At 71.5% G+C, this 21,621-nt stretch carries 16 protein-coding genes and 1 pseudogene; 9 read left to right on the plus strand and 8 right to left on the minus strand.

Features of this window, described 5'->3' with window-relative positions; all coding sequences use genetic code 11:
- Positions 1-46 precede the first annotated feature (46 nt).
- A pseudogene (locus tag ACWD26_RS09945) lies at positions 47-652 on the minus strand (eCIS core domain-containing protein); the annotation flags it as partial.
- A gap of 128 nt (positions 653-780) precedes the next feature.
- The gene (locus tag ACWD26_RS09950) at positions 781-1,614 is read right to left on the minus strand and encodes a phosphotransferase (protein ID WP_451268094.1); all 834 of its coding nucleotides are present in this window, start codon (positions 1,612-1,614) and stop codon (positions 781-783) included.
- A 203-nt stretch (positions 1,615-1,817) separates the two neighbouring features.
- Here ACWD26_RS09950 and ACWD26_RS09955 point away from each other — a divergent pair, with 203 nt between their 5' ends.
- The 3 genes from ACWD26_RS09955 (at position 1,818) to ACWD26_RS09965 (ending at position 7,868) form a co-directional block, all read left to right on the plus strand.
- Positions 1,818-4,769: a peroxidase family protein gene (locus ACWD26_RS09955; RefSeq protein WP_451268096.1), complete on the plus strand. Its 2,952-nt coding sequence runs from the start codon at positions 1,818-1,820 to the stop codon at positions 4,767-4,769.
- Between the two features lie 65 nt (positions 4,770-4,834).
- Entirely contained in the window at positions 4,835-6,310 is a 1,476-nt protein-coding gene (locus ACWD26_RS09960; RefSeq protein ID WP_451268097.1) for a hypothetical protein, read from the plus strand.
- A 97-nt stretch (positions 6,311-6,407) separates the two neighbouring features.
- On the plus strand, positions 6,408-7,868 hold the full coding sequence (locus ACWD26_RS09965) for a pentapeptide repeat-containing protein (protein ID WP_451268099.1): 1,461 nt from the start codon (positions 6,408-6,410) through the stop codon (positions 7,866-7,868).
- 15 nt (positions 7,869-7,883) lie between these two features.
- Here the strand turns inward: ACWD26_RS09965 and ACWD26_RS09970 are convergent, their stop codons facing one another.
- Both ACWD26_RS09970 and ACWD26_RS09975 read right to left on the minus strand, forming a co-directional pair.
- The gene (locus ACWD26_RS09970) at positions 7,884-9,674 is read right to left on the minus strand and encodes a TIM barrel protein (protein WP_451268101.1); all 1,791 of its coding nucleotides are present in this window, start codon (positions 9,672-9,674) and stop codon (positions 7,884-7,886) included.
- Between the two features lie 111 nt (positions 9,675-9,785).
- A complete protein-coding gene (locus ACWD26_RS09975; protein ID WP_451268103.1) occupies positions 9,786-10,661 on the minus strand; it encodes a shikimate dehydrogenase in 876 nt (291 codons plus the stop codon).
- Between the two features lie 130 nt (positions 10,662-10,791).
- On the opposite strand from ACWD26_RS09975, the gene ACWD26_RS09980 reads away from it, so the two are divergent.
- The 6 genes from ACWD26_RS09980 (at position 10,792) to ACWD26_RS10005 (ending at position 17,543) form a co-directional block, all read left to right on the plus strand.
- Positions 10,792-11,457 (plus strand): TetR/AcrR family transcriptional regulator, encoded by a 666-nt coding sequence (locus ACWD26_RS09980; RefSeq protein ID WP_451268105.1) that lies wholly within the window; start codon positions 10,792-10,794, stop codon positions 11,455-11,457.
- A 279-nt stretch (positions 11,458-11,736) separates the two neighbouring features.
- Positions 11,737-13,077 carry an MFS transporter gene (locus ACWD26_RS09985; RefSeq protein ID WP_451268107.1) on the plus strand — a complete coding sequence of 447 codons (1,341 nt, stop codon included), beginning with the start codon at positions 11,737-11,739 and terminating at the stop codon, positions 13,075-13,077.
- 406 nt (positions 13,078-13,483) lie between these two features.
- Positions 13,484-14,047, plus strand: coding sequence for a hypothetical protein (locus ACWD26_RS09990; RefSeq protein WP_451268109.1), 564 nt, complete (start codon positions 13,484-13,486; stop codon positions 14,045-14,047).
- Positions 14,048-14,192: 145 nt separating this feature from the next.
- Positions 14,193-14,771: a TetR/AcrR family transcriptional regulator gene (locus ACWD26_RS09995; RefSeq protein ID WP_451268111.1), complete on the plus strand. Its 579-nt coding sequence runs from the start codon at positions 14,193-14,195 to the stop codon at positions 14,769-14,771.
- Entirely contained in the window at positions 14,768-16,291 is a 1,524-nt protein-coding gene (locus ACWD26_RS10000; protein ID WP_451268113.1) for an MFS transporter, read from the plus strand. The genes ACWD26_RS09995 and ACWD26_RS10000 overlap by 4 nt, the downstream gene beginning before the upstream one ends.
- Positions 16,292-16,316: 25 nt before the next feature.
- Complete coding sequence (locus ACWD26_RS10005) at positions 16,317-17,543, plus strand: serine hydrolase domain-containing protein (RefSeq protein WP_451268115.1); 1,227 nt, start codon at positions 16,317-16,319, stop codon at positions 17,541-17,543.
- 57 nt (positions 17,544-17,600) lie between these two features.
- Here ACWD26_RS10005 and ACWD26_RS10010 read toward each other — a convergent pair whose 3' ends face one another.
- The 4 genes from ACWD26_RS10010 to ACWD26_RS10025 form a co-directional block, all read right to left on the minus strand.
- Positions 17,601-18,155, minus strand: coding sequence for a hypothetical protein (locus ACWD26_RS10010; RefSeq protein WP_451268117.1), 555 nt, complete (start codon positions 18,153-18,155; stop codon positions 17,601-17,603).
- 80 nt (positions 18,156-18,235) lie between these two features.
- Positions 18,236-19,420: a saccharopine dehydrogenase family protein gene (locus tag ACWD26_RS10015; protein ID WP_451268118.1), complete on the minus strand. Its 1,185-nt coding sequence runs from the start codon at positions 19,418-19,420 to the stop codon at positions 18,236-18,238.
- Positions 19,421-19,427: 7 nt separating this feature from the next.
- The gene (locus ACWD26_RS10020; protein WP_451268120.1) at positions 19,428-20,468 is read right to left on the minus strand and encodes a saccharopine dehydrogenase; all 1,041 of its coding nucleotides are present in this window, start codon (positions 20,466-20,468) and stop codon (positions 19,428-19,430) included.
- Positions 20,465-21,610: an NAD(P)/FAD-dependent oxidoreductase gene (locus ACWD26_RS10025; RefSeq protein ID WP_451268122.1), complete on the minus strand. Its 1,146-nt coding sequence runs from the start codon at positions 21,608-21,610 to the stop codon at positions 20,465-20,467. The genes ACWD26_RS10020 and ACWD26_RS10025 overlap by 4 nt, the downstream gene beginning before the upstream one ends.
- Positions 21,611-21,621 lie beyond the last annotated feature (11 nt).

The following is a 21,621-nucleotide window of genomic DNA, read 5'->3' on the forward strand; positions in this document are numbered from 1 at the left end:
ACATCGGCGTGTCGATCGTCGGTGACCAGCCCTACGGCCGGTGCGGGGACGACATCGCTCGGGTCGCGTTGGCCTCCGCCTCGCGTTCGAAGCGGTCGGACGGGTCCGAGACCTTGAGGCCGGAGCCGTTGTCGGTGCCGGCGACGGGGCCCTGACGCTGCTGGATCACATGGGTCAGTTCATGGGCGAGAGTGTGTTTGTCGCCCCCGCCGTCGCCGATGACGATGTGGCTGCCGGAGGTGTAGGCGCGGGCGCCGATCTCGGCGGCGGACATCCGGGCGGCGCTGTCGTCATGGACGCGGACGTCGGAGAAGTCGGCGCCGAGCCGGGACTCCATGTCGGCGCGGACGTCGTCGTCGAGGGGACGGCCCGGAGTGCTCAGGACACCGGGCACGGTGGAACGCTGCACGGCGGGCTGTTCGGCCTGCTGATGACCGCACCCCTGGCCGTGCTCGTGCTGTTCCTGGGCGAAGGGGTGGCCGGACCGGCGCAGCATCTGCACGACGGCCGCGTTGCCCACGGCACCCTGCAGGGCGAGTAGTCCCGGCAGCGCCCCCGGCTGCCGCCGCGCGGCCGCTGTCTGCCGCGGGACGGCCGGAGCGCGGCCCGGGCTCTTCTCGTCACCTGTTCTGCCGTGGCCTGGGGTGCGCACAGAGAGCCCTTCCCGTGATCGACGTCTTGCCTTCCCTGCATACAGGGGCACCGGTGTGCGGGGCGAGGTCCGCGCGTGCAGGGCTCGATGACCGATCGGGCAACCCGGCGCTCCGGGACGAGGCACCCTCAAGCGCCCGCCAGCGAGGCGGTGAACATGTCGCGGTGAGTGACGAGCCAGTTCTCGACGCGCTCCCAGCGGGCCCAGCCGCCGCGCTCCGCCAGGACGCGGCGGTAGACGGGGTCGCCCTCGGCCACACGCCTGGCGACGAAGGCGCGGCAGACCTCCGTGGCCTGTTCGACGACACCGGGCAGGGCGGCGCGGTCCCGCGCGGAGAGGCCGTAGCTGTCGGCGAGGACGCGCAGCCGTCGGGGCACGTCCAGTCCGCCGCCGGGATAGAGCGCGGCCGTGGATTCGGGGTCGAGCATCGGGATCCAGTAGCGGGCCGCCATGGCCACGTCCCAGAGCGGGCGGCCCGGCGCGGCCAGGTCGAAGTCGATCAGGGCGACGGCACGGCCGGCACGGAAGACGACGTTGTCCGGGCAGACGTCGTTGTGGCAGAGGATCGGTCCGCCCTCGGGGTCGGCCAGGTCCCGGGGCCAGTCGGCGCGGGTGTCGACCGGGAGGCCCGCGCTCACCGAGTGCAGGCGGCGCAGCAGGGTCCCCACGGACGCGAGGGCGGTCTCCGTCAGCGACCAGGGCGGGAACGGCGGCAGCGCCACGTCACCGGGCACGAAGGTCAGGTGCTCACGACCGTCCGGTGTGAGCCCGACGGGAACCGGCGCCCCGTCGAACCCGTGCCGCCGCAGCGCGCGGAGGTGGTCGTGCAGGGCGGGGGCCGTACGCGGCGCGGGCCGGTCGACGAGAGGACCCCGCCGGAAGACCGCGCCGGCGTTCACCGAGCCCCCGATCAGCGCTTCGCCACCGTCCGGAAGGTCCGGCGTCCCACTCCCAGCCGTCATGCCGGTCACGGTACTCCCGGGCCCCGAACGGGTCCCTGAGATGGCGGAATACGTGATTCATCCGCATTATTGTCAGATGTGTACATGGCGTGAACTGTCGCTGTGGCCAGAACCCCGCCGCCGGTAGCGTGCGGCCCCTGTCCCGTATGCACTTCGCATGCATTCCGTACGCATCCGTACGCGTCCGTACGAAGGAAACGCCGATGGCCGAGACCGGGCAGCACGATCAGCGGTACGAGCGATACGAGCGGTACGACGGCGGCAGCCCCGAGGCCGAGCGGCTCGTGTTCGAGCGGCTGGCACGGGAGCTGATGGAGGTCCAGGTCAGGAACCGGCGGGCCGGGGGTGGCGGGATCGCGCGGGCGTTCCACGCGAAGGCTCCGCTGGGGGTGGAGAACGCGCGGCTGCGGTTCCACGACGATCTGCCGGTCGCGCTGCGGGTCGGCTTCGCACAGCCCGGCGCGGACTATCCGGCGACGGTCCGGCTGTCCAACGCGAGCGGCATCAGGCAGGGCGACGGCTCGCCCGATCTGCGGGGCGCGGCGGTGCGGGTACAGGTGTCGGAGAGCGAGAGCCATGATCTGCTGGCAACCAGCTATCCGGTCTCGCACGCGAGCGACGCGCGGGAGTTCGTGGCGTTCGCCAAGGCCATGGCGGGTGCGCGCAGTCCGCTCCAGAAGGCCTTCGGGCTGTTCGTGAAGCTGCCGCTGGCGGTGGGGCTGAAAACGGCGACACGTATGCGGCGGAACGTACAGGACGCGACCCGACGGACCGTCAACTCGCTGGCCAATGAGACCTATTGGAGTCGTGGGGCGATTCTGTGGGGCGATGCGGGGCCCGTGCGGTATCTGTTGCGGCCCGCGCCGGGCACCCCGACGGCGGCCGAGCCCGACCGCCGGGACCCGGACTTCCTCAACCGTGAGCTGGCACGACGGCTCGGGCAGGCGGACGTGGCGTTCGACCTGTGTGTCCAGCGGTACGTGGACGAACGGCGCACACCGATCGAGGACGCGGCGGTGGAGTGGAAGGACGCGGTGGCGCCGGCGGTGCCGATCGCCCGGCTCACCATTCCCGCCCAGGAACTCGACGGCGCCGAGGCACGCGCGGCGGCACAGCGGATCGAGGAGCTGACGTTCAACCCCTGGTACACGACCGACGAGTTCCGGCCACTGGGGAACATCAACCGGGCGCGGAAGGCCGGATACCAGGCGGGCGGGGCACACCGTCTCGGGCTGCGCTTCGTCACCGCGGAACCCCTGCGCAACAGGGTGCTCGGCCGTCTCGTGGGTCCCGCCTTCGAGCTGCTGAACCGTGTCGTGCCGTGGCACCGGCTGCCGTTGTCGCTGAGCCTGCTGAACCTGGTGTTCCTGCGCAGGGTCCTGCGCAAGCTGAACCTGATCGACGCCGAGGTGCCCGAGGCGCCGCCCAGGGCCCAGCCGGTGCCGGAGCCGATCCCGGAGCGGCTGCGCACGGAGCGGTCGTACGACGGGACGTACAACGATCTGTCGGCGCCGAGGATGGGCGCGGTGGGCGCCGCCTTCGGGCGGAACCTGAAGCCGGACTACCGGCCCGATCTCTTCGACACCCCGAACCCGGTCACGGTCAGCAGGCAGCTGCTGTACCGGGAGAACTTCGTGCCGGCGACCTCGCTCAATGTGCTGGCGGCGGCGTGGATCCAGTTCCAGGTGCACGACTGGGTCAACCACCGGCGGTACAAGACCGGCGACCGCAGTGTGGAGGTACCGCTGCCGCCCGGCTACGACGGTGACTGGCGGAACGTACCCGGCGGGCCGACGGAGCGCGTGATGCGGTTCGCGGAGAACGAGGGCATCGAGGTGCCCGGCCGGCCGCCGATCCTCTTCGCCAACTCCGCCTCGCACTGGTGGGACGGCTCCGAGGTGTACGGCGAGAACGAGCGGACCGCGCGGTTCCTGCGCGAACCGGACGGGGGCGCGAAACTCCGTCTGGAGGACGGCCATCTGCCGGGCGGGTCCAACGGCATTCCGCTCACCGGATTCAACGAGAGCTGGTGGATGGGGCTCAGCGCGATGCACACGCTGTTCGCGCGGGAGCACAACGCGGTGTGTGACGCGCTGCGCGCCGAGTACCCGTCGATGAGCGAGGAGAAGGTCTACCACACGGCGCGGCTCGTGGTGTCCGCGCTGATCGCGAAGATCCACACGGTGGAGTGGACGCCGGCGATCCTCGCCACCGAGGCGATCGATCTCGCGCTGAACACCAACTGGTCGGGTCCGCCCAGGAACTGGCTGAACCAGCTGGGCCTGTGGCTGTTCGAGGCGCACTCGCTGACCGGCATCCCGAAGACGCTGCCGGACCACCACACGGCGCCGTACTCGCTGACCGAGGACTTCACGACCGTCTACCGCATGCATCCGCTGATCCCGGACGACTTCGAGCTGCGCGAGCACCAGTTCGGGCGGCGGCTGGAGACGGTGGGCTTCCTGGACATCCAGGGCGGGGCCGCCGAGTCGCAGATCCGCAAGACGGGGCTGGCGAACTCTCTGTACTCGTTCGGGATCTCCCACCCGGGCGCGATCACCCTCCACAACTTCCCGCGCTCGCTGCAGCGCTTCGAACGCGACGGGGAGATCGTCGATCTGTCGGTTGTCGACCTCGTCCGGACCCGCAGGCGGGGCGTGCCCCGCTACAACGACTTCCGGGCCGGGCTGCACAGGGGGCGCATCCGTTCCTTCGAGGAGCTGACCGAGAACCCTCGGACGCTGGCGCGGCTGAAGGACGTCTACCGGGACGTCGACGAGATCGACACCGTGGTCGGGCTGTTCGCGGAGAACCCGCCGGAGGGCTTCGGGTTCAGCGACACCGCGTTCCGCATCTTCGTCCTGATGGCCAGCCGGCGCCTGCAGAGCGACCGGTTCCTGACCGTCGACTACCGGCCGGAGGTCTACACACCGCTCGGTATCGACTGGGTCGAGAAGGGCGGCATGAACTCCGTCGTCCTGCGCCACTGCCCGGAGCTGGCACCGCTCCTGCCGCGCGACGCGAGCGCGTTCGCGCCGTGGCGGACGGTGCGCACGACGGGCAACGGCGGTACGAGCGACGGCGGTACGAGCAACAGCGGTACGAGCGACGGCGGTACCAGCAACAGCGGTACGAGCGACGGCGGTTCACCATGACGCCGTGACACACGACCCGGGGGTGTGGCACACCGCCGGGTCCGAACCACAACGGGGGAAAGCGAATGACGTTCACCGACAACCACTCCGAGCTGCCCGGAACCGGGGAGCTGTCCGCGACACCCGGCGCCGGCGAGCAACTCACGGTGCAGGAGCCGCCGCCCGGCACGGCCGGTGCCGCCACCCACCCGGGCCTCGCCGACCTCTTCGCGCGCCCGCTGCTCCAGACCGTGTGGCGGCGCCGTACGCACCGGGTGAGCCGTGGCGCCAAGGTGTCCGCCGGGACCATGACCTACACGTCCCGCAACGCGGTGCGGCCCCTCTCCGAGCTGGAGGAGGCGGTGCTGATCGCGATCACCGGCACGACGGGGCTGACGATGCCCGACCGGCCCTTCGAGGACCCGGACAACGGCACGCCCATCATGTCCAAGCCCAACCTGACGATGGCGGGCCGCACCGCGGGGAGCCCGGACAACGCGCAGGGCACCCACTTCTTCCTCGTCAACGACACGGGCACCTACTTCCTGCGCAGGCTCGAACCGGCCCCGCAGGAGCCGTTCGACGCCGAGACCCTGACGGCGCGGGCGGACCGGGCGAAGGTCAAGGTCCTGGACCACCGCCTCGACGTCCCGCCCGGCAAGCGGGACTTCCCGGCCTACCTCGACTCCAACCGCTTCCTGTCCAACCTCCCCGGAACGACGCTGCTGTTCCCGGTCGTCGACCTCTCCCATCAGTACGTCAACGCGCTGATGTATCTGCTCACGCAACCGGACGGGGCCCGGCCCACCCTCGTGGACGACCGCAACTTCTACCGTGCCGCCGGTGTGAGGAAGTGGGTCAGGAACGGCTTCCTCAACGGGGATCTGAAGCTGCCCCTCGGCGCCCTCGGCCCGATGCGCACCCAGATCGAGGCGGACCTGCTCCTGCAGAACCTGATGCTCACGGCCGAGGCGATGGGCCTGGGCGCCTGGATCCACGCCACCATCAACCCGCAGATCGCCCTGGGCGACCCGAAGTTCTCCCGGGCGTACGGCAGGATGCTCGGCTTCGACTTCGTCACCCCGCGCTGGCGCCCGGCCGACATCTGGCGCTGGCACATCCCCCTGCCGAAGTACGCCGAGGTGCGCTCGCACCCGGTCCGGCTCCCCTCCCCCGACGGCGGCGCCCCGCTGATCGCCGCGGCGTGCCCGCCCGTGTTCGGGAGCATGTCGGAGGCCGTGGGGACGATCGTGCAGGAGAAGTTCGGCAGCAACGGCGTCTACACCGACCGGGACGTCTTCGCGCGGATCTACCGGGAGGACTACGGGCAGCGCTATCTCACCGAGGCCAGTGAGTACGACGAGCGGGTGATCGAGTGCGCCCGTGACATCTGCGAGTACATCCACCGCACGCACGGCCGGTTCCCCGCCCACACCGACGCGATCCATGTCCCGGGTGTGTGGCTCCAGGTCCATCACGTGGAGAACGAGTACTACGAGCGGTTCTTCACCAACGGGCTCACGGACGCGCACCGGGCGCACGCCGAGGCCTGGGGTCACTAGCGGAGGCCGGGGTCAGCCGGGGTCCGGCCCGGCCGGGAACGGGGGGCCGGATCCCGGCGGTTGACAGGTACAAGCGTTCCGGGTGAGATTCCCGGTGATGGTGATCAACGATCTGACGGCGGCCGAGCGGCAGGTGTGGGACGCCTTTCCGCTGGGCGGGGCGGTGGACTTCAGGGCCGCCGCGGACGAGGACGCGGCGGACGGCGCCGGCTGGGGCCCCGAGCGGACCGTACGGGCCCGGGTGCTGCGGGCGTTACTGCTCACCGCTCCCCAGGAGGAGGGCGAGGTCGCCGCCCTCAAGATCGCGGGTGCCAGGATCACCGGCGGACTGGAACTGAAGTACGCGACGGTCGACAGCGTCGTACGGCTGAGCGACTGCCACTTCGACGAGGTTCCCGACTTCTCGGGCGCGCAGTTCACCTACCTCAACCTGACCAAGTCCGTGCTGCCCGGCCTGCGTTCGGCGCGGGTGCGGGTCGACGGCGGGCTGCGGCTGACGGAATGCCGGTTCCGGGGGCCGGTGAGGCTGACCGGGGCGCAGATCTCCGGGACCCTGTTCATGGAGCGGGCCGAGTTCACCGCGCCGGACGCCGAGCCCGCGCTGCGGCTCAACCAGGCGGACATCGGGGAGGAGTTGTGCGCCCCCGGGCTGCGCGCGCACGGCGAGGTCCGGCTCGGCGGGGCCCATGTCGCCGGCGCGGTCGACCTGAGGCGGGCGCGGCTGCACCGGCCCGGCGGCACCGCTCTCAGTGCGGAGACGCTGGCCACCGAGTCCGATGTGGTGCTGCGGCACGCGGACGTGCGCGGCCGGGCCGAGTTGCGTGGCGCCCGGGTGGGCGGCCGGCTGGAGCTGTCCTATGCACGGCTGTCGAACGCCGGTGGTACGGCGCTGCGAGTGAGCAGTTGCGTCATCAGCGAACTCTGGCTGCGCAAGGGCCCTCCGCTGGAGGGCGTGCTCAACATGCGCCGCGCCCAGATAGAGGTGCTGTTCGTGGAGCCGGACATGCTGCCGGATCAGGTCCTCCTGAACAGCCTCGCCTATACCTCCCTCATCCCGCACGAGCCCGCCCAGCGGCGACTGCCCATGCTGGAGCGGGACGGGGACGCGTATCTTCCGTACTCCTACGAGCAGTTGACCGCCGCGTACCGCAGGATCGGCGACGACGACGCGGCCCGGCGCGTCCAGCTCGCCAAGCAGCGCCGCCATCGTTCCACCCTCCGCTGGCACGGGCGGCTGTGGGGCTACGCGCAGGACGCCACCGTCGGCTACGGCTTCCGTCCGCTGCGCGCGGCGATCTGGCTGCTGTCGCTGATGGCGGTGGGTTCGGTGGCGTACGCGGTGCGGACGCCGAGCCCGCTCAAGGCGGACGAGGCACCGGACTTCAACCCGGTCGTCTACACCCTCGACCTGCTCCTCCCGATCATCGACTTCGGGCAGGAGCGGGCGTACGCGCCCGAGGGCTGGTCCCAGTGGCTGTCGTACGTCCTCGTCATCACCGGCTGGATCCTCGCGACGACGGTCGTCACGGGTGTGACCCGAACAGTCAGCCGCCAGTAGGCAGGTCGACTCCCCTCATCTGACCGGCCGCCCGACGTGCTGGGCGGCGAGCCGCACGGGGGCGTTCTGTGCGCCGTAGCCCTGGTAGTGGCCGTCCCGCTGGACGAGTTCGAAGAAGACGCGGCCGACGGTCTCGGTGTAGCAGTGGCGGAACTCGCCGTCCGCGTCACGGTCGTAGAGGACGCCGAGTTCGCGGTACGCCTCCAGCTCGCCGTCGGCGAACTCGAACCGGGCGGCCAAGTCGTCGTAGTAGTTCGCGGGGACGGCCAGCAGGCGGCCCCCGGCCGCGCGGAAGGCACGGGCGGCGGCGACCACGTCGTCCGTGGCGAGGGCGATGTGCTGGTCGCGGGCGATGTCGTCGGTCGGGGCGGGGCCGACGCTGAGGGCGATACGGACGCTGCCGTCCTCGTTGGTCACCGGCCGGCTGCGGAACAGGCCGTAGGGGTCGGCGACGTCGACGCTGTCGCTGGCGTGGAGGCTGAGCACCGTGCGGTGGAAGAGGGCCGCCTCGTCGAACTGGTGCCAGGGCTGGGTCAGGGCGAGGTGGTCGACGCGGTGGACGTGGCCCGCGGCCTCCGGGTGTGCCACGGGCCGGAAGTCCCCGGTCCAGCTGGGGAGTTCGGGGCGGTTTGTGGCGCAGAAGAAGAGCTCCGTGCCGTCGGGCGCGGCGACCGCGTCGAGCGGCGCGTCCTCGGCGGCGCGGCGGCGCGGCAGGACCGGGGCCAGCAGGGCCTCGGCCCGGCGGGCGGCGCCGGCCGGGTCCGGTGACTCCAGTCCGATCGCGGCGAGCTGGGTGCCGTCGCGTCGCGCGGCCGGCCCGGTGTTGACCAGCACCCGCGCCTCGCCCTGCTGCCACAGGTCCACCGGCTTGCTGCGGTGCCGGGCGGTCCGTGCGAAGCCGAGTGCGCCGAGCAGTGCGCCCACCGGTTCGGCGTCCGGCGTGACGAGTTCGGCGAAGGCGACGCCCGTGGGCACCACGCGCTCCGGCAGCGCGGCGATGCCCGCCGCCTCCTGGAGCATCAGCAGCGAGCGGTGGGCGTCCACGGCGGTGGGGCCGGCCTCGGCCTGCCGGAAGACGTCGTTGAACACCTCCAGCGACAGCGGCCCGTCGTATCCGGCCGCCATGACGTGCTTGACCAGTCCGGTGACATCGAAGCCGCCCTGGCCCGGGAAGCACCGGTAGTGGCGGCTCCACTGGAGCACGTCCATCGCCATCAGCGGCGCGTCGGCGAGCTGGAGGAAGAAGATCTTCTCGCCGGGGATGTTTTCGATGCCCTTGAGGTCGGAGCCCCGGGCCAGGATGTGGAAGCTGTCCAGGCAGGTGCCGAGCGCGGGATGGTCGGCCGCCTCCACGATGCGCCACGCGTGGTCGTACGTGCTGACGTGCCGCCCCCAGGCCAGCGCCTCGTACGCGACCCGAACGCCGAACTCCTGTGCGAGATCGGCCAGTTTGCGCAGGTGATACGCGGCGAGCGCGTCGTCGTCCTCGGCGAGGGGGTGGACGGTGGAGCAGACGAGAACGGTGTCGACGCCGAGCCGGCCCATCAGCTCGAACTTGTGCCGGGCACGCCACAGATTGCTGTCGAACACCTCCGCCGGCACGGCCTCGATGTCCCGCATCGGCTGGTAGAGATCGATGCTCAGCCCCAGGTCCGCACAGCGAGCCCGGATCTCCTCAGGAGGGAGAGGGCTGGCGAGCAGATCGTTCTCGAAGATCTCCACCCCGTCGAAGCCGGCCCGCGCGGCGGCCGTGAGCTTCTCGGTGAGGGACCCACTGAGGGAGACGGTGGCGATGGACGTACGCATGGGGAGCTCCTTCAAACCGACTCGCGCCCTGGTTCTTTCAGGGGCGCCGGGAACTGCGCGATCAGCCACAGACGACCCGCGGCCGACATACCTGACAGGCACTCGCGGCGCTTAGTTGCGAACACCGGCAACCCCAGCCAACTCGGCGATGTCGGCCAACATCCGCGAAGCGTCCGGCTCACGCCCGGTGAACAGGCGGAACGCGTCGACGGCCTGGAACACCGCCATCCCTCCCCCGTCCAGCGTGGCGCAGCCAACCGCCCTCGCGGCCCGCAGCAGCTCCGTTTCCAGCGGCCGGTACACCACCTCCGCCACCCACAGCCCGGGCCGCAGCGACTCCGCGGCGAAGGGCAGCCCGGGGTGCGCCGCCATCCCCGTCGGCGTCGCGTGGACGACCCCGTCTGCCGCGCCCAGCAGCGCCGGCAGCGCGTCCGGTGTCGCCGCGGCGGCCCGCCCCGGACCGAAGTGCCGGTTGAGGGAGGCGGCGAGGTCGGTGGCCCGGTCGGGCATCGCGTCGACGACGGTGACGTGCTCCGCGCCGAGCGTGAGCGTGGCGTGGGCGACGGCCGCGCCCGCGCCCCCGGCGCCCAGCTGCACCACCTTCTCCAGCGGGGCGTCGGGCAGCCCGCGCGCGAAGGACGCGGCGAAGCCGGTGACGTCCGTGTTGTGGCCGATGGCGCGGCCGTCCTCGAAGACGACGGTGTTGACCGCGCCGAGCGCGGCGGCCTGCGGGGCGAGCCCGTCGAGGTGGTCGATGACGAGCTGCTTGCACGGGTGGGTGATGTTCAGCCCGTCGAAGCCCAGGTCGCGCGCGGCGCGCACAAGATCGCCGACCGCCTCCGGCCCGACTCCGAGGTCGTCGATGTCGATCAGCCGGTACAGATAGCGCAGACCCTGCCGGTCGGCCTCCCGCTCGTGCAGGGCGGGGCTGAGCGAGGGCCCGATGCCTGAGCCGACGAGGCCGACGAGATACGAGTCCTTGGCCACGGCGGCCCTCCCGGAGGCTCTAATGTACGAACTAGTACGTTACTAATAGCAGCCGCCCCCTCCCAAGGGAAGACCGCCGCCGCAGCTCCTAGAATCACGGGCACCGGCCGCACTCGCCCGAAGGAACCCGATGACCAGCGTCGAAGAACCGGCACGACCGAACGGGCGCATCCGTGACGCCGCCCGCACCAAGGCCGAGATCCTCGACGTCGCGACCACCGAGTTCGCCCGCTCCGGGTTCGCCGGGGCCCGGGTCGACGAGATCGCCGCCCGGACCCGCACCACGAAGCGGATGATCTATTACTACTTCGGCGGCAAGGAGCAGCTCTTCACCGCCGTGCTGGAGCGGGCGTACTCCGTGATCCGGCAGACGGAGCAGGAGCTGGACGTCGAGCATCTGGACCCGGTCGCGGCCATCCGCCGGCTGGCCGAGGTGACGTTCGACCACCACGAGGCCCACCCCGACTTCATCCGCCTGGTCAGCATCGAGAACATCCACGAGGCCGAGCACATCGCCTCCTCCGAGATGCTCGGCAAGATCGGTTCGCCCGCGCTGGACGTGATCCGCCGGATCCTGGAGTCGGGGCAGAAGTCGGGACTCTTCACGGCGGACGTGGACGCCGTCGACCTGCACGCGATGATCAGCGCCTTCTGTTTCTTCCGGGTCTCCAACCGGCACACCTTCGGCGCCCTCTTCGGCCGCGACCTGGTCGACCCGGGCCGGCGGGAGCACTACCGCCAGATGCTCGGCGACATGGTGATCGCCTACCTGACGGCGGACCGCGCGACGGACTGAGACGCCGTCGGCGGGGCGTACCGTCGCGGCCGGGTCTCGGTCGGATCACGCCGGGGAGATCGTCCGGCAGCACCCCTTGACACCCGGGAAACGTGAGCGCAACATCCGTAGCCAACCGCTACTAACTATCCAGTGCGTTAATTAGCCGGGTAGCTCCCGGCACGGCCGCCCCATCACCCCCGGGGGTCCGGCTCCCCTCCCCCCGCTGCCCCCGTTTCCGCCTTGCCTTCCTCCGCTTCACTCCCCTCTCATGGGTGAGATCCCTCGAAGGAGCACGCCGTGTCCGTCCCCGCCGCACCGCCCGGCCAGCCCAAGAAGGCCGCCACGGCCGCCTGGATCGGCAGCGCCCTGGAGTACTACGACTTCTTCATCTACGGCAGCGCCGCCGCCCTGATCTTCCCGACGGTCTTCTTCGACGAGTCCGACCCGGCCACCGCGACCCTGCTGTCGCTGGCCACGTTCGGTGTCGCGTACGCGGCGCGGCCGATCGGCGCGCTGTTCCTCGGGCACTACGGCGACCGGCTGGGCCGCAAGAAGATCATGGTCTTCACGCTGATCCTGATGGGGCTGTCGACGTTCCTCATCGGCTGTCTGCCCACCCGCGACCAGGTCGGCACGCTCGCCCCGGTCCTCCTGGTGATCTGCCGTGTACTGCAGGGCATCTCGGCGGCCGGCGAGCAGGCCAGCGCGAACTCCATGACGCTGGAGCACGCGCCGTCGCACCGGCGCGGCTTCTTCACCAGTTTCACCCTCAGCGGCACACAGGGCGGGCAGCTGCTCGCCACCCTGGTCTTCATCCCGATCGCCGCGCTCCCCGAGGACCAGCTGCTGTCCTGGGGCTGGCGGGTCCCGTTCTGGATGAGCATCGCGGTCGCCGTCGTCGGTTACGTCATCCGCCGCACGCTGGACGAGACGCCGGCCTTCACCCAGCAGAGCGAGTCCGAGGGCGTCGCCAAGCTCCCGCTGGCCATCCTGCTGCGCGAGCACTGGGCGGACGTGCTCCGGGTGATCGCGGGCGCGCTGGTCGCCTCCGTCTCCACGATCTTCACCGTGTGGGCGCTGGCGTACGGCACGAGCGAGTCGGTCGGCCTGTCCCGTTCCTCGATGCTGTGGGTGGGCGCGCTCGCCAACCTGGTCGCACTCGCCGCGATCCCGCTGTGGGCCACGCTGTCCGACCGCATCGGCCGCCGCCCGGTGTTCCTGATCGGCGCGGCCGGCAGCGCGGTGATGATGTTCGTGTACCTGTGGGCGATCTCCACCGGCGCCTACCCGCTGGTCCTGATCCTCGGCATCGTCACCTTCGGTGTCGTCTACAGCGCGGCGAACGGCATCTGGCCCTCCTTCTACGGCGAGATGTTCTCCACCCGGGTGCGGCTGTCCGGTATGGCCATCGGCACGCAGATCGGCTTCGCCATCGCCGGTTTCGCCGTGACCTTCGCCGCGCAGATCGCCGGCCCGGACGGCGACGACTGGTTCGCCGTGGCCCTCTTCACCACGGCCCTCTGCCTCCCGCCCGTCCTCGCCGCCCTCACCGCCCGCGAGACCCACAAGATCCCCACCGAACTGCTCGGCGTGCGCACCCCGGGCGAGAAGAACGACCGGGAGCGTGTGGCGGCCTGAGCCACGACCGGCGATCCGACCGGGCCCCCGGACATCCCGTGCGATGTCCGGGGACTCGTGCGTGGCGCGCCCATGCCGCCCTGATGCGGATCCGGGTGGCGTTCACCATGGCACCGCACGTGTTCAACCGGGGAGCCGAGCGCTCGCTCCCCGGCCGGGCCGCCTCGGCGAACCCGTGAGAGGAAGCCGTGCGCACCGACTTCGATCCGGCCCTCGCCGCGGGAGCGCAGGGCATCGAACGGCTGCGCGCCCGCTCCCTCGCCCTCTCATGCGGCCACCTGCCCGGATGCGGCCGGCACCCCGCGCCCAGGCATCCGACCCCGCGGCGAAAGGGCTCGCGGGCCGGAGGCATGATGGCCGCACCATCGCGACAGGGCGGTGCTGCCGACAGGGGTCAGGGGGACGAATGAAGCGCGGTGAGGACCCGTACAGAGCCACCCGGCCCCCGTGGGAGGGGTGGCCCACGGCCGAGACCAGTCGGCGGCGCTGGCGGATCGCCCTCATCGTTCCGCTCGTCGGCGCGGCCGGGTGCGGGCTGCTCTTCCTGCTGAGCTTGGGAGCGATGGCCCTGCTGCTCATCGTGAGCCGGCTGTCGGTCCCGATTCCGGACGGCGAGCCCCTGGCCCTGAGCACCACCGAGGTCACTGGCACCTGGGTGGACGAGCAGGGCGGGCGTCTGGTGCTCAAGGAGGACGGGAAGTTCACCTCGGCCGGGATCTGCGGCGACTTCAGCGACGACGACTTCAATGCCACCGCCGCGCCGGACCCGGGCGCGGGCACCTGGGAACACGACGTCTGGGACGACATCGACACGGGCGAACCGGCGTCGGAGGTCCACATCACGTTCACGCCCAGCGAGCTGTCGACCGTGTACGAGGCCCGGGGCACGTCGAAGAATCCCGTCCTGTGGATGTACATCGGCGACCCCGACAGCGGGGATCTCTGCGTACTGGAGAAGGCCGCCGAGTAGCGCCGCGCGGCAGCATCAGGGCCCCTGCGCCCCCACGCACACACAACAGCCGAGGGCGATCGGACGGCCTGCTTCGTCTCCCCGAGTACAAGGTCCCCGAGTACAAGGGTAGACACTGTCTACCCACTCCTGGTAGACAGTGTCTATGGGCGAGCGCAACACGGGGCTACGGTCCCGGCTGGTGGACGTCGGGGTCGAGCTGGTGACGGCGGAGGGCGTGCAGGCGCTGTCACTGCGGGAGATCGCGCGGCGGGCGGGCGTGTCGCACGGGGCGCCGCGCCGCTACTTCCCGACCCACCTCGAGCTGCTGTCGGCCATCGCACGCCGGGGCTTCGAGGAACTGGCCGGCCGTGGTGTCGCGGCGGTCGGGGACGGCACGGCGAGCCCGCGTGAGCAGATCGCGACGCTGGGGCGCGTGTACCTCGACTTCGCGCTCACCAACCGGGGCATGCACGAACTGATGTTCCGTCACGATCTGCTGGAGAGCAACGGGTTGCGGCTTCGGGACGCCAGTCTGCCGATGTTCTCCCTCCTCGTGGAGCTCGTCGGGCGGGCCCGGCCCGACGCCGACGCGCGGCTCGTCGCGGGCGCGCTGCTGGCGAACCTCTACGGCATCGCCCAGCTGTGGACCTGGGGCAGTCTCCAACTCACCACGGGCGCCGTCGACTTCGCACCCCTGCTGCGCGCGGCACTGGACGCGCACCTCGGGAGTGAGGGGCGATGAGGGCCCTCACGAAGCCGACCGACGTCGGGCGGGGCGGGCCGATATCCGCGCCGCACCGCCGGCTCACCCTCGCCAACAGCGTGCTCGGTGCCGTGCTCGTCGCCCTCGACGGAACGGTGCTGACGATCGCTCAGCCAACCCTGCGACGCGACCTCGACGCATCCCTCACCGAGGTGCAGTGGACCAGCACCGGGTATCTGATCGCGGTGGCGGGGCTGTTGGTGTTCGCGGGGCGGCTCGGAGACCGGTTCGGCCATCAACGGGTGTTCGCCCTGGGGGTTTTGGGGTTCGGAGCCGCCTCCGCCGGTATCGGGTTCGCGCCCGATGTGGGCTGGGTGATCGGGTTGCGGATCGTCCAGGGCGTCTTCGGCGCGCTGCTGCAGCCCGCCACGCTCGGGATGCTGCGGGCCGCGTTCCCGCCCGACCGGCTGGGGATGCCCATCGCGCTGCGGACCAGCGCCATCGGGGTGGCGGTCGCGGTGGGGCCGCTGGTCGGCGGTGTGCTCGTCGCCCAGTTCGGCTGGCGAGCGGTGTTCTTCCTCAACGTCGTACCGGCGCTGGTCATGGGCCTGCTGACGCTGACCGTACGCGCCCCGGAGACGGCGGCGGAGGTGGAGACGGAGACGGCACCGGCACCGGCACCGGCACCGGGAGCGACGGCGGCCGGGCAGCCGGGGCACAAGGGCACGGTGGGGCACCCGTCCTCCACCCGCCTCGACCTGCCCGGCGCCGCGCTGCTCGCCGTCGCCCTCGCGGCCCTCGTGCACACGCTCGTCGGGGTGCCTGAGCCGGGCTGGACCGCGACCGGTGTGCTCGGCCTGCTCATCGCCGCCGGAGCGGCCTGTGTGCTCGTACGCCATGAACGGCGTACCCCGGACCCGCTGTTGCCGCCCGCCGTGCGGGGTTCGGCGACGGTGAGGGCCGCGCTGGGGGTGCTGGTGGTCGCGTCGGCGGCGATGTTCGGCGCGCTGTTCGTGTGCAGCTTCGTTCTCCAGGACGTACTGGGCCTGGATCCGCTGCGCACGAGCCTCGTCGCGCTGCCTGGCGGCGTGATGATGGTGCTCGGCGCACCGCTGTCCGCCGTACTGCTGCGCCGGTGGGGCGCCCGCCCGACGGCCGTGACGGGGACGGCGCTGCTGACCGCCGGTGTGCTGACGCTGTCCCGGATCGGACCGGGGTCCTCGTCGGTCACGATCGGGGGCGGGTTCCTGCTGCTGGGCGCCGGTTTCAGTGCGCTGATGGTCACGGCGACCGCCGTCGTCGTGCGGCATGCGCCGCCCGAGTCGGCGGGGGTGGTCGGCGGGCTCCAGCAGACGGCGATGAACGTCGGCCCGACGCTGGGTGTGGCCGCCGCGACCACGCTCGTGCCGCTCGGTACGGGCCCCGCGCTGCTGCTCCTGGCCGGCGTGGCCGCGCTCGGTGCGCCTCTTGCCCTACGAATGCCCCGACCCGCCCACCCCGCGAGGGATGGAACGCGATCAGTACGGAACGATGAAAACAAGGATGAACGCGAGCCGTAACCCGGGCCACCGGAGGAGAACCACCATGGAACGACTGCGCCAAGAGGTCGAGCCGCGCGAGGCCGGCCTCGACCCGAAGACCCTGGCCCGTCTGGACGACCACCTCGCCCTTCAGGTCGACGGCGGTCGACTGCCCGGCTATCTGCTGTCCCTCGCCCGCGGGGGTCGCGTCGCCCACCTCACGACGTACGGGCAGCGCGACCGCGAAGCTCAACTCCCCGTCGAGGCCGACACGTTGTGGCGCGTTTACTCGATGACGAAGCCGGTCACCTCGGTCGCCGCACTGATACTGATCGAGGAGGGCCGGCTGTCCCTCTCGGACCCGGTCTCCCGCCACCTCCCGGAGTTCGCCGAGCCGCGTGTGTACGAGTCCGGTGAGGGCGCCGACGTCCGGACCCGCCCGGCCGAGCAGCCGATCCTCGTCCGCCATCTGATGACCCACACCTCGGGCCTGACCTTCGGCTTCTACTACAGCCACCCCGTCGACGCGCTCTACCGCGACGCGGGCCTGGAGAACTCCGTGCGGCCGGGCGCCGACCTGGCCCAGACGTGCGCGGAGTACGCGAGGCTGCCGCTGCAGTTCGAGCCGGGCTCGCAGTGGAACTACTCGGTCTCCACCAACGTCCTCGGCCGGATCGTCGAGGTGGTGTCGGGGCAGGCCCTCGACGAGTTCTTCGCGGAGCGGATCCTCGGGCCGCTCGGCATGACGGACGCGGGCTTCCAGGTCACCCCCGAACAGGCGGGCAGACTGGCCGAGTTGTACGGCGAGCAGGAGGACGGTTCGATCGCACCCGTCCCCGGGCTCCCCCTCCGAGGACGCCCGCGCTTCCTGTCCGGCAGCGGCGGCATGGTCGCCGGCGCCCGGGACTACCACCGCTTCGCCGAGTTCCTGCGCCGCCGCGGCGAACTCGACGGCGTACGGCTCCTCTCCCCCGAGTCCGTCGACATGATGGCCACCAACCAGCTGCCGGGCGGCGTCGACATCCACACCCACGGCAGCGCGTTCCATCGGCAGCCGGGCAACGTGGGCGTCGGCTTCGGGCTCGGGGTCTCGGTGGTGATCGACCCCGAGGTGACCGAGTGCCCGTCCTCCCTCGGTACGTTCGGCTGGACCGGGGCCGCCACCACGATCTTCTGGGTGGACCCGCGCCGCGATCTGACGGTTCAGTTCATGACACAGGTACGGCGGCGGTCGTCTTTCTCCGTCTATCCGGAGCTGAAGCGGCTGGTGCACGAAGCCGTGGTGGACTGACGGGGATGACGCGGCCGCGGGTTGGTCGGGTCTGCGCGTCGAAGGCCCCGGTGGCTGTCACACGCCGCCGGATCGCTCTTCGCCCGCCCCCTGCTCGGCTGCGGAGGCCGCCCCCGCGACCGTCCACGTCGCCATGCCCCACAGGGAGAGCGCGGACATGAGGCCCACCACGAGGCGAACGGTGTCGTCCGGGCCGTTCATGAGCCGGACGGTCATGCCCGCCGCCCCGGAAGCTACCAACAGGGCCGCCGGTATGCGCAGTCGGGGCTGCTCGAACACCGCCGCCAACGGGAGGAAGTGGAGCCCGACGACGACCGCGATCAGCGGGGGAACGAGCACCGGCGCCCCGGCCTGACGGCAGACGGCGACGACGGCGATGATCAGCAGCCACTGAAGACCGTTGATCTGGTTGAACCGCCGGCGTCGGGCAGCGGGGAACGCCCCCTGCGCCGACGGGGGAAGGAACCGGCGCGCGGCGAGCATCAGCCCCACCGCGGCGACGCAGCCGACTATGACCAGGACCAGCCGTGTCACCCCGTCGAACGCGCTCGACCCGAGCAGCCACCAGCCGAGCCCGAACAACGCGAAGAACCCCACCCCTGACTTGAACATGATCGAAATCCTAGGCGGAAGAGCAGCCCGGCGGTCCGGCAATGCTCACCTTGCCCCAGGGCCCTCGTCGACTGACGTCCTCAGCCACCGCCGTTGCTCGCCCGGTCCTCGCCCTTGTCGTGCCGCAGCCCGAACTCCGTACCGTCGTCTGACAGTTCGGTGAGCCATGCCTCGGATCGCTCGGCCGTCTCCGCCGAGCGGAGGAGACCCGCCGGCAGGGAGCCGTCCAGGAGGTGTCCCACGCCGAGTGCGAGGGGGCGGGACACCAGGCGGGCCATGGCGCTCTCCTGCTCCGTGCCGACCGCGTCGAGGAGGTAGCGGCCGGACCACCGCTCACCCGGGCCGGCGTGTACGTCGAGGGAGACGGCCAGGACGACTCGGTCGCGGTCGGACTCGGTGGTCGGGTAGCGGGCCGCCAGCTCCCCGGCCAGGGCGGCGATGCGCTGGTCGTCGTCGCGTTCGAGTTCGGCGAAGACGGGGGCCCAGGCGGTGAGCCAGCCGTCGAGGCGGAGGGTGCCGCGGACGAACGTGCGGGGTTTCCAGGCCGGGGGAAGGCCGTACTGGGCGACGAAGGGGACGCTGTCGCGGTTGGGGTAGGCCTCGAAGGTCTCGCCGTCGATGACGTGGGGGCGGGTCGCCGTCCAGGGGCGGGCGGCCGTCGTCTCGGCGCCGTCCTCGATGTAACGGGCCGGTGCGCGCAGGGCGTTGAGCACGCCGGCCGGTGCCCAGCTGAAGCGGTACCTGAAGTCGTTGGGGACGGCGGGGACACCGCCGCAGTACGAGGTCAGGGTGTACGAGGCGGGCGTCCCGGCCCCGATCGCCTCCGTCGCGCGAGCGATCAGGCTGTGCGCGAAGAGGTGGTCGATGCCCGGGTCCAGGCCCGCCTCGGTGAGGACGGTGACACCCGCCGCCTCAGCCGCCGGCACCTGCTCCAGGACCGCGTCCGAGACATAGCTGGAGCAGGCGAAGTGGGCCCGCGCCCCGACGCACGCCCCGAGCAGCGGAGCGTGGTCCGGGGCCGGGAGCATCGACACGACCACGTCTCCCGGGGTGAGTTCCGCCGCGAGCGCGGACAGCGTGTACGCACGGGGCTCGGCGCGGCCCGTCAGGCCCAGTGCGGCCAGGGCCCGCTCGGCCCGCTCCTCGGTGCGGTGCCACAGCCGTACGCGGGCGGCGGCGTCGCACAGCGCCGCCAGACCGCTGCCCGTGGACAGGCCGGCGCCGACCCAGTGGACGGTGCCGCTCGCGGGGACCACCTCGGTCATCGGGCAACTACCTTTCCGTGAGGCCCAGTTGATCGCTCACTTGACGGAACATGTCCAGGCAGCGGCCCCAGGCCCCGCCGGTCTCGAAGTCCAGCAGCTGCGGCAGCAGTGCGGCGGAGAAGTCGGTGCTCGCCTCCCGGGGCAGCAGGGAGGGAAGGTTGTCGATGGCGATGAGATCGAGCGGGGGGTGTTCGCGCAGCCGCCGTACGGGGTGGTCCCACTCCGTGGCCGTGTCGTAGAAGGGCAGCACATTCATGGGTGAGCCGACGTCGACGGTGACGTCGGAGATCGTCGTGAGCCGGCGGTCCGGTGCGTCGAGGTCCTTGTCCGTCAGGAAGGGCGGGACCGGGCTGGTCGTAAGGACGGTGTTGACCATCAACTCGTGGCCCAGCAGGGCGGGTCGGTCCAGATCGCGGGTCTCGGCCAGGTCCCAGCAGGTGGGCTCGACACCCGCCTCGCCGAGCGCCACGCGCGCCCCCCGGCCGCTGCGGCCGAGGGCGCCGATCACCAACGCGGTCAAGTCGCCGCTGGACGTGCGGAGTTCGGCCTCCATGGCCTCCTTGGACGTGGGCTGGAGAGGGCTCCGCAGGGCGCCCCGGTGATGGAGCACAGCCAGGGCCGCGCCCAGATATCCCGCCCAGAAGCCGAAGGCGGCGAGCCTGCGACCCTGGTCGTCCACCAGGTACTCCAGGTCGAGCAGCGCCCCGCCCCCGGCGGCGAACCTGCGCAGCAGCGTCTCGGCGCCGGGCTGCCCCTTGTAGGCATGCCCGAAAAAGATGTGACGGTGCGCCAACTCAGCGGGTACGTCCGGAAGTTCCTTGAGGCCCACGATCACCGCCTGCGCAGACGCCGACACCCACGAGCCGGGGTCGGCGATCTGGCACCCCGCCTCCTCGTACGCCTCCACGGGGAAGATCCGCTGCGGGGAGTCCTCGACGGTGATCCGTACTCCGCTCTCGACGAGCCGCCGGGCGTCGGACGGCACGATCGGGGTGCGGCGTTCGGTGGTACGGGTCTCGTGGCGGAGCCACAAGTGGAGTTCGGTCATACGAGGTTGGCCTCCGGGCGCAGGGAGTCGGCCGTGAACCGGTCGACGCTCAGCGGGCTGATGTCGACGAAGGGTACGCGCCCGAGGTACAGGTCGCGGACCACCTCGCCGACCGCCGGGCCCTGGAGGAACCCGTGGCCGGAGAACCCGGTCGCGTACAGGAAGCGGGAGCACGAACCGGCCTCGCCGATCAGGGCGTTGTGGTCCGGTGTGATCTCGTACAGGCCCGCCCAGCCGCCCGTGCGGCGCAGGTCGAGCAGGGCGGGGGCGCGGCGCTCCATGGCCTCGTACAGGCGGGGGATCCAGCGGTCGTGGGTGTCGGTGGCGAAACCGGGCCGCTCGTCCGGGTCGGACATGCCGACGAGCAGGCCGGGGCCCTCGGTGTGGAAGTAGAGGCTGCTGGTGAAGTCGATCGTCATGGGGAGGTGGGGCGGGAGGCCGGGGACCGGTTCCGTGACGGCGATCTGGCGGCGCAGGGGTTCCACCGGGAGGTCCACGCCGATCATGGCGCCGATCGACCGGGACCAGGCGCCGGCCGCGCAGACGACGGTGTCGGTGACGATACGGCCCTTGCTGGTGACCACGGCGGTGATCGTGTCCCGCCAGGTCTCGATGCCCAGGACCTCGCAGTTGCGCAGCACGGTCGCCCCGTGGCGGCGGGCCCCGGCGGCGTAGCCGTGGACGACGGACTCGGGGGTGCAGTGCCCGTCGTCGGGTGAGAACGCGGCGGCGAGCAGGCCCTCGGTGGAGATCAGCGGGGAGAGCCGCTGGGCCTCGGCGGGGTCGAGCATACGGCTGGGCACACCCAGGTCGTTCTGGAGCTGCACGCCGGCCTCGAACTGGGCGACCTCGTCGGGGGTCGTCAGGAGGAAGAGGTAGCCGACCCGGTGGAGTCCGATGTCGTGGCCCAGCTCCTGTTTGAAGCGGCCGAACGCCTCCAGGCTGCGGGCGCCGAGCTGGATGTTGAGCTCGTCGGAGAACTGCGCGCGGACCCCGCCGGCGGCCCTCGCGGTCGATCCGGAGGCCAGTTCGTCGCGTTCGACGAGGACGACGTCGTCCACTCCGGCGGCCGCCAGATGGTAGGCGATGCTCGTCCCGATGACGCCACCGCCGATGACGACGACCCGTGCGCTGCGGATCACGAACGCTCCCT

The organism is Streptomyces sp. NPDC002787, assembly GCF_053592095.1.

Coding starts and splice junctions, on each gene's coding strand:
- ACWD26_RS09950 (WP_451268094.1), bottom strand. CDS start 1,614: ATGACGGCTGGGAGTGGGACGCCGGACCTTCCGGACGGTGGCGAAGCG.
- ACWD26_RS09955 (WP_451268096.1), top strand. CDS start 1,818: ATGGCCGAGACCGGGCAGCACGATCAGCGGTACGAGCGATACGAGCGG.
- ACWD26_RS09960 (WP_451268097.1), top strand. CDS start 4,835: ATGACGTTCACCGACAACCACTCCGAGCTGCCCGGAACCGGGGAGCTG.
- ACWD26_RS09965 (WP_451268099.1), top strand. CDS start 6,408: ATGGTGATCAACGATCTGACGGCGGCCGAGCGGCAGGTGTGGGACGCC.
- ACWD26_RS09970 (WP_451268101.1), bottom strand. CDS start 9,674: ATGCGTACGTCCATCGCCACCGTCTCCCTCAGTGGGTCCCTCACCGAG.
- ACWD26_RS09980 (WP_451268105.1), top strand. CDS start 10,792: ATGACCAGCGTCGAAGAACCGGCACGACCGAACGGGCGCATCCGTGAC.
- ACWD26_RS09990 (WP_451268109.1), top strand. CDS start 13,484: ATGAAGCGCGGTGAGGACCCGTACAGAGCCACCCGGCCCCCGTGGGAG.
- ACWD26_RS09995 (WP_451268111.1), top strand. CDS start 14,193: ATGGGCGAGCGCAACACGGGGCTACGGTCCCGGCTGGTGGACGTCGGG.
- ACWD26_RS10000 (WP_451268113.1), top strand. CDS start 14,768: ATGAGGGCCCTCACGAAGCCGACCGACGTCGGGCGGGGCGGGCCGATA.
- ACWD26_RS10005 (WP_451268115.1), top strand. CDS start 16,317: ATGGAACGACTGCGCCAAGAGGTCGAGCCGCGCGAGGCCGGCCTCGAC.
- ACWD26_RS10010 (WP_451268117.1), bottom strand. CDS start 18,155: ATGTTCAAGTCAGGGGTGGGGTTCTTCGCGTTGTTCGGGCTCGGCTGG.
- ACWD26_RS10015 (WP_451268118.1), bottom strand. CDS start 19,420: ATGACCGAGGTGGTCCCCGCGAGCGGCACCGTCCACTGGGTCGGCGCC.
- ACWD26_RS10020 (WP_451268120.1), bottom strand. CDS start 20,468: ATGACCGAACTCCACTTGTGGCTCCGCCACGAGACCCGTACCACCGAA.